The sequence below is a fragment of the Larkinella sp. C7 genome (genome assembly GCF_006149005.1).
Lineage (GTDB): Bacteria > Bacteroidota > Bacteroidia > Cytophagales > Spirosomataceae > Larkinella.
On the sequence record NZ_VBSL01000001.1, the window covers coordinates 441,537 to 457,772 of the forward strand.

The following is a 16,236-nucleotide window of genomic DNA, read 5'->3' on the forward strand; positions in this document are numbered from 1 at the left end:
CTCATGTTCAAAAGCTACCTCAAAATCGCCTGGCGAAATTTCCGCAATCAGCGGTTTTTCTCGCTCATCAACCTGCTGGGGCTTTCCGTTGGGATGGCTGCCTGCATGGTCATCGGACTGTATGTGACGTTCGAGAAAAGTTACGACAATTTTCACACCGATGCCGACCGAATTTACCGCATCCAGCTCGACGCCTATCAGTCGGAAGGAAAACTGGCCTGGCGGTCGGCCACGTCGTATCCGGCTATCGCGCCGACGATGAAAAAAGACTATCCCGAAGTCGAGGATTTCACCCGGCTTTACGACGCCAACAACGGGGTGGTCAGTTTTGGTGACCGACATTTCCGGGAAACGAATTTCTTCTACGCCGATTCCAACGCCCTGTCGTTTTTTAACATCGGTTTAGTAAAAGGCGACCCGAAAACGGCTTTGATCGGCACCAGAAAGGTGGTTTTGTCGGAATCGACCGCCCGTAAATACTTCGGCGATACCGACCCGCTCAACAAAACCGTGAAGCTGGATACCAGCCCGTATCTGGTCACGGGCGTGTTTAAGGATTATCCTAAAAACTCCCACCTCGAAATCGACTTGCTGTTCTCGTACCTCGCCGACCCAGACGCGCAGACCAGTTGGGGCTGGTACGACTTCTTCTCCTACGTCAAACTCCGGCCCACTCGCAACGGCGAACCGACCAACCCGCAGCAACTGGAAGCCAAACTACCGGCCATGCTGATGAAATACAACGGTGACTGGTACCGGCGCTCGGGCAAAAAGAACGTTTTGCTGCTGCAACCGCTGCGCGATATTCACCTGGAATCGCATCTGAATCAGGAAGCTGAAGTGAATGGCGACGGCCAAACCGTGCAGTTTCTGGTGTGGGTCGCCTTTGCCATCCTGATCATTGCCTGGATCAACTACATCAACCTCTCCACCTCCCGTGCGCTCGACCGGGCCAAAGAAGTCGGAATCCGCAAGGTGGTGGGTGCGCTGCGCTCGGGGCTGATCCGGCAGTTTATCCTGGAATCCCTGCTGCTGAATCTGCTGGCTTTCGGGCTGGCCGTCGGGCTGGTCTGGGCCTTGCTGCCGTCGTTCAATTCGCTAACCGGAAAACCGCTGGATTTCTCCCAATTCTTCACGAACGGCCTGTGGGTGAACGGCCTGCTCGTGTTCTTTACGGGAACGGTTTTGTCCAGCCTGTATCCGGCTTTTGTTCTTTCCGACTATGAGCCAGTTGCGGTTTTGAAAGGCCGTTTCGCGCAAACCACGCAGGGAATGGGACTGCGACAAACCCTGATTGTGGTGCAGTTTGCGGCTTCGGTTGCGCTCATAATCGGAACGTTGACGGTTTACAAACAACTGCGGTTTATGCAACAACAGGCGTTGGGCTTCGACAAAGAACAGACGCTGGTGTTGCAGGCGCCCCGCGTAACCGATGCCAGTTTTCCGACGCGTTCGGAGACGTTTAAACAAATGCTGTTGCAACAGAATCTGGCCGAAAGCGCAACGGGTTCGGCCTATGTGCCGGGTATCGAGATTCTGTGGACCAACAGTTTCCGGCGAAAAGACGAGAACCGGGAAAACTTCAGTACGATGTTTCTCACCTCGATTGACAACGACTTTCTGGATAGTTATAAAATCGGTCTGATGGCGGGTCGGAACTTCAATCGTAGCTTTGGCACCGACTCGATGGCCGTTCTGCTGAATGAAACGGCCGTCAGCACATTGGGTTTCCAATCGCCGGAAGATGCGTTGAATAAAGAGATTATGTCGGGCGACAACCCGCTAAAGATTATTGGTGTCGTAAAGGATTTTCATCAGCAGGGACTGAAACGGGTCAAAGATCCGATGGTTTTTCTGTCGGTGTATCGCCGTCCTGACCGATTACGCAATTTGAACTATTACTCACTGAAAATTCGGACGGGCGATTTACCCACCACGATTGCCGCCGTGGAGCGCCAGTTTGCGCAGGCTTTTCCCGGAAATCCGTTCGAATATTTCTTTCTGGACGAATTCTTTAACCAGCAATACAAGTCGGATCAGCAATTCGGTACGGTTTTCGGTTTGTTTGCCGGACTCGCCATCTTCATTGCCTCACTGGGCCTGCTGGGCCTGATTTCTTTTACCGTAGCCCGCCGAACCCGCGAGATCGGTATCCGCAAAGTCCTGGGGGCCGATGTTTCGACCATTGTCTTTTTACTGACGAAAGATTTCATCCGGCTGGTGCTGTTCTCCATCGTCATTGCGGTGCCACTCGCCTGGTATTTGATGACCGGCTGGCTGGCCGGGTTTGCCTACCGCACCTCGATTGGTGTCGGAATTATCGTCGTTGCCGGTTTACTGGCGCTGGCGATTGCCGTACTAACGGTTTCATTTCAATCCATCAAGGCCGCTTTTATGAATCCGGTATCCTCACTTCGTTCGGAGTGAAGAGTTAAAAGTTAAGAGTTGCTGACGCATTTTTTAACCCTTAACTCATCACTCTTAATTCTTAACTCATATTTCTTTATTAAAATGTTTAAGAACTACCTCACAACCACCCTCCGTCACCTCTGGCGAAACCGTCTGTTCACCGCCCTTAACATCCTGGGCCTGGCCATTGGCATCAGCGGGTGCTGGGTCATTTACCGGATTGTCAGTTATGAATTCAGCTTCGACACCCAACAGCCCAACCGCGAGCGGATCTACCGGGTGGTCAGTCATTTTAAGTCGGAGGGAAATGAAGGAAAAAATGCCGGGGTGCCGATGCCGATGGCCGAAGCGATCAACGAGCAGGTGCCGGGTCTGGAGAAAGTGGTACCGGTTTGGGATCACTGGAAACAGAGCGTTCGGATACCGGGCGGAAAAGCCGGTTCCAATCAGTTTTCGGAACCGGAAAAGCTCATCGTCACCAACAACGACTACTTTGAAATGGTGCCGCACCGATGGCTGGCCGGCAACCTGGCTACGGCTCTGGACGCGCCCAATAAGGTGGTGCTGACGCAAAGCCGCGCGGAAAAATATTTTCCGGGCATTCCCGTGGCGAAGGTGCTGGGCCGGACGCTGGTTTATGACGACACGGTGGCCGTGCGGGTTTCCGGCGTGGTGGCCGACCTCGATTTTCCGAGCAGCTTCGATGCCAAAGAGTTCTTTCCGATAAAGGGAACGACCAACCGAAACCCGAGCTGGGGCGGGGTCAGTTCCAACAATAGGCTGTATATCCAGCTCGTACCGAATGCGGTTCCGGCGAAGGTGTTGAAGCAGATTAATGCCATTTCCGCCCTGAACGGTGCGGAAAATATGAAAAAGTACCACTTCAAACGCTGGCATGAACTGCTTCCGCTGGCGCAGGTGCATTTTTCGACCGAATACGGCGAAAACATGCGCAAGGCCAACCGCAATGTGCTGTACGGTTTGATGGGAATTGCGGCTTTTCTGCTGCTGCTGGCCTGCATCAATTACATCAACCTTACCACAGCGCAGATGCCGCAGCGGGCGAAAGAAGTCGGCATCCGCAAAACACTGGGCAGTTCGCGCTGGCACCTGATCCGGCAGTTTCTGGGCGAAACGGTGGTGATCACAATCCTGGCGGTTTTGCTTTCGGCTTTCCTGTCGCAGTGGGTGCTGACGTATTTTGAGAAGTTGATTCCGGACGGCATGAATGCCTATACGGATTACGGAAAGATGGCCCTTTTTCTGGTGGTATTGGTGGTGGGGGTGACCGGTTTTTCCGGCCTGTATCCCGGCTGGCTCGTTACGCGGGTTCAGGCCGTGAGCATGATGCGCGGACAGGTCACGGCGGAAGTCGGAAAAGGCGGTTTGACCCTGCGTAAAAGCCTGATCGTCTTTCAGTTTGTGATCGCCCAACTGTTCATTGTCGGAACGATGCTGGTGGGTCGTCAACTGAATTACCTGCTCCATAAAGACCTGGGCTTTAACCGGGAAGCAGTTCTGCTGGTCAACGTTCCCTGGAAACTGAGCGACAAACCCGCTTACAAGCACCGCCAGTTTACGATGCAGCAGGAACTGGCCAAACAACCCGGTATTGCGGGCGTTGCGCTGGGCAATCCTCCCATGAACCAGTCGTTCAGCAGCAACAGTTATCAGTATAAAACGAAGAAAGGCGAGATTATTGAGAAGGGAATGTATCTCAAACACATCGATACGACCCTGCTGGCGATGTATAAAATTCCGCTGCTGGCCGGCCGGAATCTGACGGCATCCGACACGACTCGCGAATACATCATCAACGAAACCGCCCTGCACGAATTCGGGATTTCGTCGCCCCAGGAAGCGATTGGCAAATACATTCAGGAGGTTGATGGACATCCGATCCCGATTGTCGGCGTGGTGAAAGATTTTCACATCGGCTCGTTTTACCAGAAAATTGATCCGGTTTTGCTGATGACGAACAAAAATAGCCTGATGACCTTCAACATCAAACTCAGTACGTCGAATCCGGAACAGTGGCAGACATCCATCCAGCAGATCGGAAAAATCTGGAAAAACTTCTACCCGACCGAACCGTTTGAGTACAAATTTTACGACAGCACACTGGAAGAAATCTACGCCAGTGAGCGAAATATGTCTCAGGTCATTCACCTGGCAACGGCGGTGGCCGTGGTCATCAGTTGCCTGGGCCTCTTCGGATTGTCAACCCTGATTGCGTATCAGCGGATAAAAGAGGTGGGGGTCCGTAAGGTATTGGGAGCCACGGTCGTTAATATTGTGGGATTGCTGACCCGTGATTTTCTGAAGCTGGTGTTGGTCGCCATCCTGATTGCGTCGCCGATTGCGTACTACTTTACCGACAAGTGGTTGCAGGATTTTGCGTATAAAGCTGGTATTGAATGGTGGATTTTTGGCGCCGGGGCCGTTCTCGCCCTAGTCATCGCTTTTGCAACCGTCAGTTTTCAGAGCATCAAAGCGGCTTTGACCAACCCGGTAAAAAGTCTTCGGAGTGAATAACTGAACTTTCCCATCTCCTATAACTATGGCACATATCGCTATTCCCATCCCCATGATGCCCGGCAAACAGGACATCGAAATCGAAGTCACCATCAACGGCAAGCGGCAGGAATTGCACTACCGCGTGGAGCTGTTTTACTGGGAAGACTGCCACATTCCGACCATCGACCGCGTGGATTGCATCCGGCAGATGCTGGCGGGTTATGATCAGGACTGGACGCTCTACTACATCGGCTCGCCCACCGACCAGTTTGTGCCGATCACCTTCGTAAAGCGGGAGGATCTGGTGAAACAACGGCGGATGCTGGTGGAGTCTTGACGTAAAGTATTTCGCGGAGTTGAGCGGAGAAAAAAGAGGAGTTAAGCAGAGATGTATAAACCTCCGCTTAACTCCCTTTTTTCTCCGCTCAACTCCGCGAAATAATCTCTTATTTATTCTTATCCCACCACAACGGGGTTGCCGCGTTGTCCGGGCCGCCTAACAGCGCAACAGCCGCTTTAACCGCTGCCGTGTTGGAGGTTTCTTCCAGCAGCAGGAACGGAATCCGGCGGGGATAGGCCGTCGTCGGAACGTCGGTGTTGACCGAGTTGACCACCGGATACAGTTTCGGAAACCGGGTCCGGCGAACTTCCGCCCATGCTTCGATGCCATCGGGATACAAGGCCAGCCATTTCTGCGTACCAATCTGCTCCCGCTGAATCGCTTCCGTCGCGCCCCATTTGACCGGGATCGTCGACAAAGCCGGTGATTTCTGTTGATCCTGCGGAGCAACCGGGGTTTTGGTGCTGACAATATACGCATCGGTCAGGGCGCTGCTGATTCCCCAGCCGTCCATTGAGGCCCGGATGCCTTTTTCGTAGGCCTGTTGCGCCGTCGTTCCACCCACATTCCAGCCATTCAGAGCCGCTTCGGCCACCAGGAAATAGGCTTCAGCCGTGTGCATAATGTCCTGTTTGGTAGCGTATTGCTGCGCCCAGGCCGATCCGGCACCGGTATTTTTCACCCAACGTTCTCCAATGTTGGAGTTGTTGTCGTTGTTGTTGAGCGGATCGGTCAACTCGACCGAACCCAGACCGTTGCGGACGCCTTCATACGTTTTGGTGTTGAAAGCCGGCTGGAAGTAAATCCCAATCCGGGGGTCATCATAGCCTTTCAGGATCGACTCCATCGACGCACTCATCCGAAACTCACCCCAGCCCGAAATCGTCGCCAGACCGTTGTAATCACTTCCCACCTGGTTTTTGGTCATCAGCGCATTGTCGGCAACGTCGGTCAGCAAGCCACCCGCGATGGCAGCCTCCGCTTCGGTTTTAGCCCGGGCCGGGTCTACTTTCGAAATCCGCATCGCCAGCCGCAACCGCAGCGTGTTGGCAAATTTGATCCATTTGTTGACATCGCCCGCGTAGATGATATCGTAGCTCCCATACGGTTTTTCCGCCGTTTTGCCTTTCAAAACCGTCGTTGCAGCCGCCAGTCGTTTGAAGAAGTCGTCGTAAATTTTGTCCTGCGGATCATATTTAACGCTGTTGGCCGGAATACCCGCGTCGAAATACGGTACCGGGCCGTAGTAATCCGTCAGGCGGTGAAACGCAAACACCCACCAGATGCTGGCCAGTGCATACTGCGACGAAGTCGGGTCGGTCTGGTCGAACAAGGTTTTCAACTGCGGCACCACCTGCGTATAAATCGGGTTCCAGTGCGAGTTGATCCAGGTCCGGTGCATAAAGTACCGGTCCGACTGGAAGTTCGGTGTCGTCGTCGCGTAGTATTGGGCGTACAGATCCGCAAACAGGTTCTGGGCCGTCTGGTACGTCCCGGCGGCATACGACGCCTGCTGCTGCGCCCGCGAGAACAAATACGGAAGTTCGGTAGCACTCAGCGTGGTCAGAGCGGTTTTGCTGGTATTGATTTCGTCAAAATCGCTCGTACAGCCACTCCAAATGCCGGCCGCTCCGGCAATCAGGCCGATGGCGGATAATCTTATTACTTTAGTACCTACTATTTTCATGGTGAGTTCTGTGTTGATTGTTGATCCCAAAAAGACGTTCGGTTCAGTTTTTAGAATCCTAATTTTAGGTTAAGACCAACGGTCCGGGTCGATGGCAGCGCGCCATATTCGGAACCCTGGTAGTTGGCCGCACTCAGGTTCACATCGGGGTCAAACGGCAGCTTGCGGGTTTTCAAACCGGGAATGTCCATCGTGGCGTTGCCCCGGTAGAAGAAAAACAGGTTGCGTGCCGTGAGCGACAGCCGGGCATTTTTGATGAAAAAACCTTGCGGGAACGGAATGTTGTAGCCCAAAGTTGCTTCTCTTAACCGCACATTCGTGGTTGAATACGAGAAAAACTCACCCCAGGTATAACGTCCCTGCGATACGGTTTGCCAGAATTGCTCGGAAGTAATGGCCTTCGTGTTGGTTTCGCCCGTTGCCGTTACACCTGGCAGTACCCAGCCTCCCTCGCGTTTTTCAAGTGTGTACTCGGCCGTTCCGTCATAGGCCAGGTTGCCATCCGTTCCGGAAACCATGATGCCGCCCACCCGACCGTCGACCAGGAAGCTCATCACAAAGTTCTTGTAGGAGAACGTGTTGCTGAAACCAAACGTAAATTTGGGGTTGAAGTTACCGATAATACCAAAAGCACTAACAACCGGAAGACCATTGGCATTTACCAACAAACGCCCCTGGGCATCTTTGGCCCATCCGTAGGCTTCCAGATCGCCGTAAGAGCCGCCTTCAACCACCACGGCGGTGGTCGTACGCGTGTTACCGCCGAGGGTAGCCCGCTTGATGTTCGGGTGGAGTTCGACGATGGTATTGACGTTCCGGGCAAAGTTCAGCGAGGCATCCCAGGTAAAGCGATTGCCTTTCAATGGCGATGCGCTCAAAGTCAGTTCAAAGCCTTTGTTGTTGATTTTCCCAGCATTGACAAACTGGCTGGCAAAACCCGATGCCGGAGCCAGACCCAGCGAAAGCAACTGGTTGACCGTATTGCTGTTGTAATAGGTAAAATCAACGCCTAAACGGCCGCCCAGAAACCGGACATCGGCCCCAAATTCGGTGGATGACGAGATTTCAGGTTTCAGGTTTTCAGCCGGGCGGGTCGTGCTGCGGGAAATATAACCGCCCGTTCCACCCTGTGAGAACGCGTACGTCTGCAGCAGGCTATACGGCGCGGCATCGTTCCCCACCTGCGCCCACGAACCGCGCAGTTTGGCAAAACTGATCCAGCTCGGCAGTTTTACCGCATCGGAAAGAATAAGGTTAGCCCCGAACGACGAGTAGATGTAGGAATACGGTTTGGGCAGCGTAGACGACCAGTCGTTCCGCACCGAAGCATCGACCGTCAGGTAATCGCGGAACGAAACGGAAGCGGTTCCGAACACATATTGCAGTTCTTTTTCGCTAAAGCCGGTAATCTGGGTCAGGTTCGACGCAAAAGACAGGTCGAAGCGGTTGGCAACCGACAGACCGTTGGTGCTGGCTCCCACCTGTGAGAAACGGTTGTAGGTAGACCCCGCTCCCACGTTGTATGTCACCGCGAAGTCTTTCCCGACGTTGTTGTTGCCGGAAATGATCACGTCCATGTTGCGCTCCAGTTGCTCACCCGTGTAATCCGAATAGGACCCACCCGCTCCGGCAAACAGCAGCGTGTTGTTCGCATACCCGAAGTTGTAGCGATCGGCATACCAGTCATAACTGAGCCGTCCCTGCACGTTCAGCCAGTCGGTCAACTGGTATTTAGCCGAACCGAGGGCAATCACCCGGTTCCGTTTTTCGAGCGCAAACGTTTTGTTGAGCGTCCAATAGGGGTTCATATAAATCCCTGAGCTGGTCCAGTAGGTCGGTTTGCCGTTGGCATCTTCATACGTATTGTAGACGTTGTTCAGATCCACACTGCGCGGCACCTTGTAGAGGTTCATCGTCACCGAGCTTTCCTCGCCGGAGCGTGGCTTGTTGTCAATCTTCTGGTTGACGTAGGTAATCTTGGCGTCGGTCGAAAACCGCTTCGTAATCTGCGAGGTGAGCCGGAGGTTCAGCGTGTGACGCATCAGCTCGTTGTTCGGCAGAATGCCCTGGTTGTAGTTATTGGTGTAGGACGTATAGGTCTGCACCTTTTCGCTACCAGCCGCAATACCCACCGAATTGTTGGTCGAAACGGCATCCCGGAAAAAGTCCTTGATGTTGTCGGGATAGGTCGTGGCAGCGGCTCCCCAGCTATACGGCGAGTTGGCGCTGGTTTTGCCACCGGCACCCTGTCCAAACGTATTCTGCAGTTTGGGCAATACGAACGGTGATTCCATCACCACGCCCGAATTGACATCTACCGAGACTTTCCCGGCTTTCCCTTTTTTTGTTGTAATCATGATGACCCCGTTGGCGGCACGGCTGCCGTAGAGGGCCGAGGCTGCCGGGCCTTTCAGCACGTTCATCGACTCGATGTCGTCGGGGTTGATGTTGTTGGCACCGTCGCTGCCGTTGATGCCACCGAAGTCGCCGGTGACCTGGCCACGAACGGTGTTGTCGACCGGAACGCCGTCGATCACAAACAGGGCGTTGTTGTTACCGGTAATGGAGCGGTTTCCGCGCAACACGACCCGCGTAGCCGAGCCCGGACCCGAAGAGGCTTGCGTCACGACCATCCCGGCCACTTTTCCGGAAAGGGTGTTGACAAAGTTAGCATCCCGGACATCGACCAGTTTTTTGCCGTCGATCTGCTGGGTAGCATACGTCAGGGTTTTCGCGTTCCGTTCGATGCCGAGGGCCGTCACGACGATTTCGTTCAACTGCTTGGCATCTTCCTGAAGCGTCACATCGACCACCGAACGATCGCCCACGGTAACCTCCTGCGACAAGGCACCGATGAACGAGAAAATCAAAACCGTAGCGTCGCTGTCGACCATCAGTGTATACTTTCCGACACTGTTGGTGGTCGTGCCTTTGGTCGTGCCTTTGATGACGACGTTAACCCCCGGCAGCGCATTGCCATTGTTATCCTTGACCGTTCCGGTTACTTCTTTTTCAAGGGTAACCACCGCTCCGGCTTTGGCCGGGTTGGCATAGGTTGAAGCCGGCGGAGCAGACAATGCCATTCCGATGGCCAGCAGAACAAGAGTGTAGGACCGAGACCGGCGGTTGAATGGCGCTTTCCGGTTCAAAAAAAGTACTGGTTTTCGCATGGGGGAAATGAAGTTAGAAATGGTAAAAGAGAATTATAGGTGGGTTGTTGAGTACGATCGGAAAACGAACAATTGTTTTGCTGAATAGTGACATTACTCTATTTAATTTCCCATTATGGCGGTAATTTAATAGGAAATTGGGGATTTTCCGCCAATCCCTATCCCAGAAATTATTTCTGCCGTTTTTGGATTATTCTCCTTTAAAAGATTTTTAAAGAATTAGAAGCGATTTCTTAAAAAAAGTTTGGCTCTTCCCAATCCAACGGTAACCATCGGATAGAAAGCCTTTTAATGACGGAATAGAAAGCTTTTACATTTCGTTTACAATGTTTTACGGGCATTGATTGGCTGCGTTTGGAATGGACCATACATTTGGTTCATTGTCCACTAAACGAAAAACCACCATGTCAAAAAAATGGATTTTTCTCGCCTTCTTGTTCGGTACGTGTTTGCAGCCATCCGTTTTTAGTAGTTCCGTGCTATTGACGGAAAACCGGGTAACCGATGCTTACGAAAGCAGTAAGTCAACTGCGGAGAAAAAAACGAAAGAATTTTCCGACAATCCCTTGCTCTTAGATGGCATTCCGCTGGATTATTCCTTTTTCTCACTCAATAGCCGGGGCAAATTGGCTGTTGTGGCCGGCGACCCCTATTCGCCCGATGCCATCAAAATACCATTCCGGGTTTATCTGAGACGGGACGGAAAACCGCTCAATATGCCAAAAGCGGATGGGCGTTGCGAAAAGGCTGAAATTGAGCTATCAGACGTGCTGGCCTACGCGCACGCCGGCGACGATCTGGTGATTGAACCGATCCGGAAAGAAGACGCCGTAGCCCGACGGATCATCCGATTGAAGCTTTTCTGGTTTCTTAAACTCCCATTCAGAAAAGGGGACGGATGTTGACCAGGCCTCTGATCGCGATGAGAAAAATCTTAATTTGGGTGCTTGCACTACCGGTCTTTGGATTTGCCCAAGGTCCCGAAAAATGGATTCAAAAACCGGTCGGGCAGTGGCCGCCAATTGCCCTGGTCAATGAGGTGTCCTATAAAAACGGGGATCGATACGAGGACCCGACGATCACCTATGCCGCCAGCGGTTTTTTGCTCGATACCGGAAAAGACACACTGGCGGTAACGGCCAAGCACATTTTGTGGGTCGCCCGCAACAAAGCGACGAAGCGGGTGGTGATCAACGACCAGCTTAAAACGTGGAAGATGTACCCGAAACACCACCCCGCCGATTCGGTGGTCATCGATCGGTTGATGAACGAAGATTCCACCGCAAAACTGTGGGATGGTTTTGATAACGGGGTGTTGCAGCGGGATTGGCTTGTTTTCTCAACCAAGTCAGTTTCATCAAAAATTCAGCCGGTCAGGTTGCGGGAGAAGGCGGTTTCGGTCGGAGAAAATGTGTATCTGACGGGTAACCCCTACCGGTTTCAACAAACGCTGACGGCAAAGGGGACGGTTGTCAAAACGGAAGGACCCGTCTTTTATGTCCAGTTTGAAGGCGCGGGTATGGATACGTTTTTTCTGGGAGGAGCCAGCGGATCGCCAATTATCGACACCAACGGGCGGCTGGTCGGCATCTATTCCAACGGGCGCACGGATGCGGAAACGGGTCGGCGGGTTAATGTCATCAATTCAACGGCTTATCTCAAAAAAATACTTGCCCGCGAAAAACCGCTTAATGTCAACCGAAAACCGGTTTCGGTGTACCTGGATTCTTTGCTTCAGACGATGCCGGTTGAAAAAGCGTTGCCGGTATTCGATCGTTTTCTACAAAATGAGCCGTTGTATTATACGTACGAATTGACGTATTTTAATCACGATAACCTCATCAAAACCGGCGAGAAACTGATCGAATCCAATCGGAAAGCAGAAGCCGTTCCGTATTTCGAGTATTTTTTTGCGAAGTATGGCTACCACGTCTATCTGCTGTCGTTGGCAAAGTCTTTGCTCCGGGTCAATCAAAAACCGGAAGCCATCAGCCGGCTGGAGAAGGAGCTTGGAAAAGAACGGATGGATCCCTACGTCAAAGACGAATTGCAGAAATTTCTGACGGAGGTCAAACGCACGGAATAAAAAGAATGGGCTATGGGAAAAGCAAACCGCATCATCGCAATCATCCTCGTTCTGCTAACGGGACTGCTGTTTGTGCATTTCGTTCGGTCGACCCCCAACCCGGCGCAGGCCGACCAGAACCGTTTTGCGGAGAAGGCCAATCTCGCCCTTCGCCGGACAGCGCACCGGTTGCTGGCTGCCGCCGGTGATTCGACCTCCCGGATTTCGCCCGTCCAGCAAACTGATGCCAACACGTTCCTGATCCGGTTGAATCAGACCTTCGACTACAGTCAACTGCCCGGTGTTTTGCAGGCATCTCTCCGGCTGCATGGGGTTACGCGACCGTATGAGGTCGCCATCCTGAATTGTGCGAATGGCAAAATCGAGTTGGGTTATACGGTTTTGGATGTAACGGAAAAGCAGACCGTGGCCTGCACCGGTCGCCAACAGGGCAAAGGCTGCTACAACCTGCAGATTCGGTTTACGGCCTCCGAAACACCCCCCCAAACGGCTTCTGCCTGGTGGATGATGGCTTTCGGAAGTTTGCTGACGGCCCTGGTTTTCACGGTTTTGCGCCGGTCGGCTCCGACTAAGGAGCCCATACATCCGGATTCTGCTCCCCATGAAGACCACCAGCTTCATTTTGGAAACTCCAGCCTCGACACCGCCAATCTGACGCTGAATTCCGGGGGGCATGTCCACAACCTGACCTACCGTGAAGCCAAGCTGCTCCGCCTTTTTGCCAGCAACCCGAACCAACTGCTGGAACGCGATTTTATTCTCAAATCGGTCTGGGAAGACGAAGGCATCATTGTCGGGCGCAGTGTCGATGTGTTCGTATCGCGTCTGCGGAAACTGTTACAGGATGACCCGACGCTCAAGATCGTTGCCGTTCATGGCGTGGGGTATCGCATGGAATCCCGTCCTATTTAAACACGGTTTTCAGATCCAGTTCAATCCCGGTGGTAATGTCTTTAAAGATATTATCTCTAAAATATTGTATTGAGTCATTCGGCAAAAAAAGCTGAATCGTCTTAACCGACGGCATCACAATCCAGGCGGATTGAACCCCTGACGGAAAATACACCTTCCGGATTTTACTCGCCAAAACTTCATACGCCTGCCGGGGTGACAGAATTTCAATAGTTGTGATCGGTGGCGTTGTCATTTTGATGATGTCATCGTCTTCCCAGTTGAATTTCAATTTAGGATAGATGCAGATATCGGGAATGGCCGTGCCATAGGTGAGATCGAGATCCAGCTCGGTCAGGACATCAAAAGTAGACTCGTATTGATCCATTATCAGATGGCTGATACGGACTTCAAGAATGGAATGATTACGACTGGGCATAGGTTTGCCACGTAAAATTTCGGCTTCCGTTAATTCAATGACGTCATCCATAACCAGATCGGACCGCCGAAGCGGCTGTTTTTACAAAAATACAAAAAACTAATCAGTAAATGCTCCAAAATTACCTCAAAATCGCCTTCCGTCACCTGTGGCAGAACCGGCTGTATTCGGTCATTAACGTCGTTGGTCTGGCCGTCGGAATCACCTGCATGTTGCTGGCGATTCTCTACCTGAAAGATGAACGAAGCTATGACCGGTTTCACGAGAAAAACCCGAACCTCTACCGGATCACAACGACCGCGACCGAAACCCGGGGCGGAACCGGAGAGACGAACGGTGGCACGGGTCAGGTGCAGGGACCGGCCTTCAAAGCAGAGGTGCCCGAAGTACAGAACTACGTGCGGGTGATGGGCGGTGACATCCAGGGAATGTACGTGGCCAACCATAAATCGTTTGTGCTTCACCCCTTTTTTGTCGACTCTACTTTCTTCAACGTATTCTCATTCAGACTGTTGAGTGGCAACCCCAAAACCGCCTTGCGGGGCGCAGGCACGGTCGTCATCACCGAAAGGACGGCGCGGAAACTGTTCAACAGCCTCGATGTAATCGGGAAAACGCTGCTGGAAGACGGACCTTCCGGCAAGCGGGTGGGGGCATCGATCATCACCGGTGTGGTGCAGGACCCGCCCAAAAATTCCTCCCTCCAGTTCGACCTGCTGTTTCCGTTCCGGTTCATGCAGGTGTCGTTCGACGATACCAATTGGCTGAACTCCTATCTAAGCACCTTTGTCGTGCTGCATCCCCAGGCCGATCCGGGTTCGGTTGCCCGAAAATTTGGTTCTGTATATGCTGTACACGCCCGGCAGCAGGTGGCGGAAAACCGGAAAAACTACGGTTTTGATCCAGCGATTCGGTATGGATTACAACCCATGACCGACATTCACCTCAACCCGTTGTACCGCAGCGAAGGAAACCGGGAAGGGGGCATTACCAATGGCGGCAACCCGGTTTTTTCGCACCTTTTTTTGGGTATTTCGGCCTTTATTCTGTTGATGGCGTCCATTAATTTCATTAACATCAGTCTGGCAAACTCGCTGAAACGGACCAAAGAAATCGGGGTTCGAAAACTGACAGGGAGCAGTTCGCAACGCATTATGGCTCAATTCCTGGGGGAGTCTACGATCCTGTGTCTGGGTGCTTTCGGGGTGGCGGTTCTGCTGGCGCAGTTGACGCTACCGGTTTTTAACCAGTTGGCCGGCAAAGCCATCGTTTTTCGTGAAATTATGGACGGCGAGCTTCTGATTTATTTTATCATCCTACTGGTTTTCAATATTTTACTGGCGGGTCTTTATCCGGCGCTCGTTCTGTCCAATTTTAAACCCACCGACGTATTGTACCATAAACCGCGGCTTTCGGGGCGGAGCTGGTTGGGGCAAACGCTCGTCATGATTCAGTTTGCCCTATCGGTTTTTCTGGTGATTGCGACCACGGTTTTCTACCATCAGATGGATTATGTGCGGACGAAGGACCTGGGCTATGATCCGTATCAGGTCGTTGGAACGTACATTCCTTTCAGTACTGATTTGAAAGTCGATCAGGCTTTTTTACGAACCGAACTGGCGGGCGAACCGTTGATCCGAAACGTTTCGTTTAACAGTGATTTGGGCGGATCGTACGAAACCCGCGTGGGGAACCGGAAAATCGAAAGCCACTACCAGTACATTGACGAAAACTACCTGCCGGTGTTGGGCATTCGTCTGAAAGCGGGGCGCAATTTGTCACCCGCTTTCGTGTCTGACAAAACCGAAGCCGTTCTGGTCAATGAAACGTTCGTAAAGACCGCGGGGCTGGAGAAGCCGATTGGAAAAACCATTCGACTGCACGAGAATTTCAGCCAGAAACCGCTGACCATCGTTGGCGTGGTCAAGGATTTTCATGCCAGTTCATTGCGGGAGCGCATTCGGCCGATGGCCCTGTTCATGCGGGAAGACCAATCCAGCGGGATTTTGGTAAAAATTGACAAAAACCGCCAGAAAGAAGCCCTGGCCGTTTTGAAGAACGTATACCGGAAAGCCTACCCTTCATTTGAGATGGACTACAGTTTTCAGGATGAGTTGAACGCCAGAGCCTATGAATTGGAGCAGAAATGGCAGCGAATTATAAGCTATGCAACCCTGCTGGCCACCCTGATTTGCGGCCTCGGCGTATTCGGTCTGGCAAAACTGGCCACCCAACAGCGGACGCGGGAGATCGGTGTGCGGAAAGTGCTGGGTGCGACAGTTCTGGACATTGTCGCCCTGTTGTCGAAAGACTTCCTGAAACCGGTGCTGGTGGCCATTGCCGTAGCCTCGCCCGTAGCGGGTTGGGCAATGAGCCGCTGGTTGCAAAACTTCGTCTATCACGTTGAGATTCAAGGGTGGGTATTTGCCCTGGCCGGTTTGCTGGCCATCGGCATCACCTTGCTGACGGTTTCGCTCCAATCGGCAAGAACCGCCTTGGTGAATCCGGTGGAGAGTTTGAGGAGTGAGTGAGCTATTACACAGGTTTATCAGAGTTAAGCAGAGTATTACTTTTCTCTGATAACCTCTGGTTTCCTCTGATAAACCCTGTGTAATAGCTGTCCGCTCGTGTACAAAACACCGTCCGTAAACGGACAAAAAGGCTCACCATACGAATATAAAAACCTAAACGTCAATC

The 16,236-nt window shown here is 52.5% G+C and carries 10 protein-coding genes; 7 read left to right on the forward strand and 3 right to left on the reverse strand.

Features of this window, described 5'->3' with window-relative positions; translation table 11 throughout:
* Positions 1–3: 3 nt before the first annotated feature.
* From FH871_RS01810 to FH871_RS01820, 3 genes are all read left to right on the forward strand, one after another.
* Positions 4–2,427, forward strand: a complete 2,424-nt coding sequence (locus FH871_RS01810) for an ABC transporter permease (RefSeq protein WP_138989621.1) — start codon at positions 4–6, stop codon at positions 2,425–2,427.
* A gap of 84 nt (positions 2,428–2,511) precedes the next feature.
* On the forward strand, positions 2,512–4,944 hold the full coding sequence (locus tag FH871_RS01815) for an ABC transporter permease (protein WP_138989622.1): 2,433 nt from the start codon (positions 2,512–2,514) through the stop codon (positions 4,942–4,944).
* A gap of 25 nt (positions 4,945–4,969) precedes the next feature.
* The gene (locus tag FH871_RS01820) at positions 4,970–5,263 is read left to right on the forward strand and encodes a hypothetical protein (protein WP_138989623.1); all 294 of its coding nucleotides are present in this window, start codon (positions 4,970–4,972) and stop codon (positions 5,261–5,263) included.
* A 109-nt stretch (positions 5,264–5,372) separates the two neighbouring features.
* Here the strand turns inward: FH871_RS01820 and FH871_RS01825 are convergent, their stop codons facing one another.
* Complete coding sequence (locus tag FH871_RS01825) at positions 5,373–6,953, reverse strand: SusD/RagB family nutrient-binding outer membrane lipoprotein (protein WP_138989624.1); 1,581 nt, start codon at positions 6,951–6,953, stop codon at positions 5,373–5,375.
* Between the two features lie 50 nt (positions 6,954–7,003).
* A complete protein-coding gene (locus tag FH871_RS01830; protein WP_138989625.1) occupies positions 7,004–10,123 on the reverse strand; it encodes a SusC/RagA family TonB-linked outer membrane protein in 3,120 nt (1,039 codons plus the stop codon).
* Between the two features lie 404 nt (positions 10,124–10,527).
* Here FH871_RS01830 and FH871_RS01835 point away from each other — a divergent pair, with 404 nt between their 5' ends.
* The 3 genes from FH871_RS01835 to FH871_RS01845 are packed head-to-tail and all read left to right on the forward strand — an operon-like array spanning position 10,528 to position 13,121.
* Positions 10,528–11,028 (forward strand): hypothetical protein, encoded by a 501-nt coding sequence (locus FH871_RS01835; protein WP_138989626.1) that lies wholly within the window; start codon positions 10,528–10,530, stop codon positions 11,026–11,028.
* 17 nt (positions 11,029–11,045) lie between these two features.
* Positions 11,046–12,209, forward strand: a complete 1,164-nt coding sequence (locus FH871_RS01840) for a serine protease (protein WP_171062728.1) — start codon at positions 11,046–11,048, stop codon at positions 12,207–12,209.
* A gap of 12 nt (positions 12,210–12,221) precedes the next feature.
* The gene (locus tag FH871_RS01845) at positions 12,222–13,121 is read left to right on the forward strand and encodes a winged helix-turn-helix domain-containing protein (protein WP_138989628.1); all 900 of its coding nucleotides are present in this window, start codon (positions 12,222–12,224) and stop codon (positions 13,119–13,121) included.
* On the opposite strand, the gene FH871_RS01850 is transcribed toward FH871_RS01845, so the two are convergent.
* A complete protein-coding gene (locus tag FH871_RS01850) occupies positions 13,114–13,590 on the reverse strand; it encodes a Uma2 family endonuclease (RefSeq protein ID WP_138989629.1) in 477 nt (158 codons plus the stop codon). The genes FH871_RS01845 and FH871_RS01850 overlap by 8 nt on opposite strands.
* Positions 13,591–13,649: 59 nt before the next feature.
* Between FH871_RS01850 and FH871_RS01855 the strand changes: the two genes are divergently transcribed.
* Positions 13,650–16,070, forward strand: coding sequence for an ABC transporter permease (locus FH871_RS01855; protein WP_138989630.1), 2,421 nt, complete (start codon positions 13,650–13,652; stop codon positions 16,068–16,070).
* The last annotated feature ends 166 nt before the right edge of the window (positions 16,071–16,236 follow it).

What these genes read in the sequence shown, in the direction of transcription:
- FH871_RS01835 (WP_138989626.1), top strand. Translation starts at nt 10,528, where the DNA reads ATGTCAAAAAAATGGATTTTTCTCGCCTTCTTGTTCGGTACGTGTTTG.
- FH871_RS01830 (WP_138989625.1), bottom strand. Translation starts at nt 10,123, where the DNA reads ATGCGAAAACCAGTACTTTTTTTGAACCGGAAAGCGCCATTCAACCGC.
- FH871_RS01855 (WP_138989630.1), top strand. Translation starts at nt 13,650, where the DNA reads ATGCTCCAAAATTACCTCAAAATCGCCTTCCGTCACCTGTGGCAGAAC.
- FH871_RS01825 (WP_138989624.1), bottom strand. Translation starts at nt 6,953, where the DNA reads ATGAAAATAGTAGGTACTAAAGTAATAAGATTATCCGCCATCGGCCTG.
- FH871_RS01850 (WP_138989629.1), bottom strand. Translation starts at nt 13,590, where the DNA reads ATGGATGACGTCATTGAATTAACGGAAGCCGAAATTTTACGTGGCAAA.
- FH871_RS01840 (WP_171062728.1), top strand. Translation starts at nt 11,046, where the DNA reads ATGAGAAAAATCTTAATTTGGGTGCTTGCACTACCGGTCTTTGGATTT.
- FH871_RS01820 (WP_138989623.1), top strand. Translation starts at nt 4,970, where the DNA reads ATGGCACATATCGCTATTCCCATCCCCATGATGCCCGGCAAACAGGAC.
- FH871_RS01810 (WP_138989621.1), top strand. Translation starts at nt 4, where the DNA reads ATGTTCAAAAGCTACCTCAAAATCGCCTGGCGAAATTTCCGCAATCAG.
- FH871_RS01815 (WP_138989622.1), top strand. Translation starts at nt 2,512, where the DNA reads ATGTTTAAGAACTACCTCACAACCACCCTCCGTCACCTCTGGCGAAAC.
- FH871_RS01845 (WP_138989628.1), top strand. Translation starts at nt 12,222, where the DNA reads ATGGGAAAAGCAAACCGCATCATCGCAATCATCCTCGTTCTGCTAACG.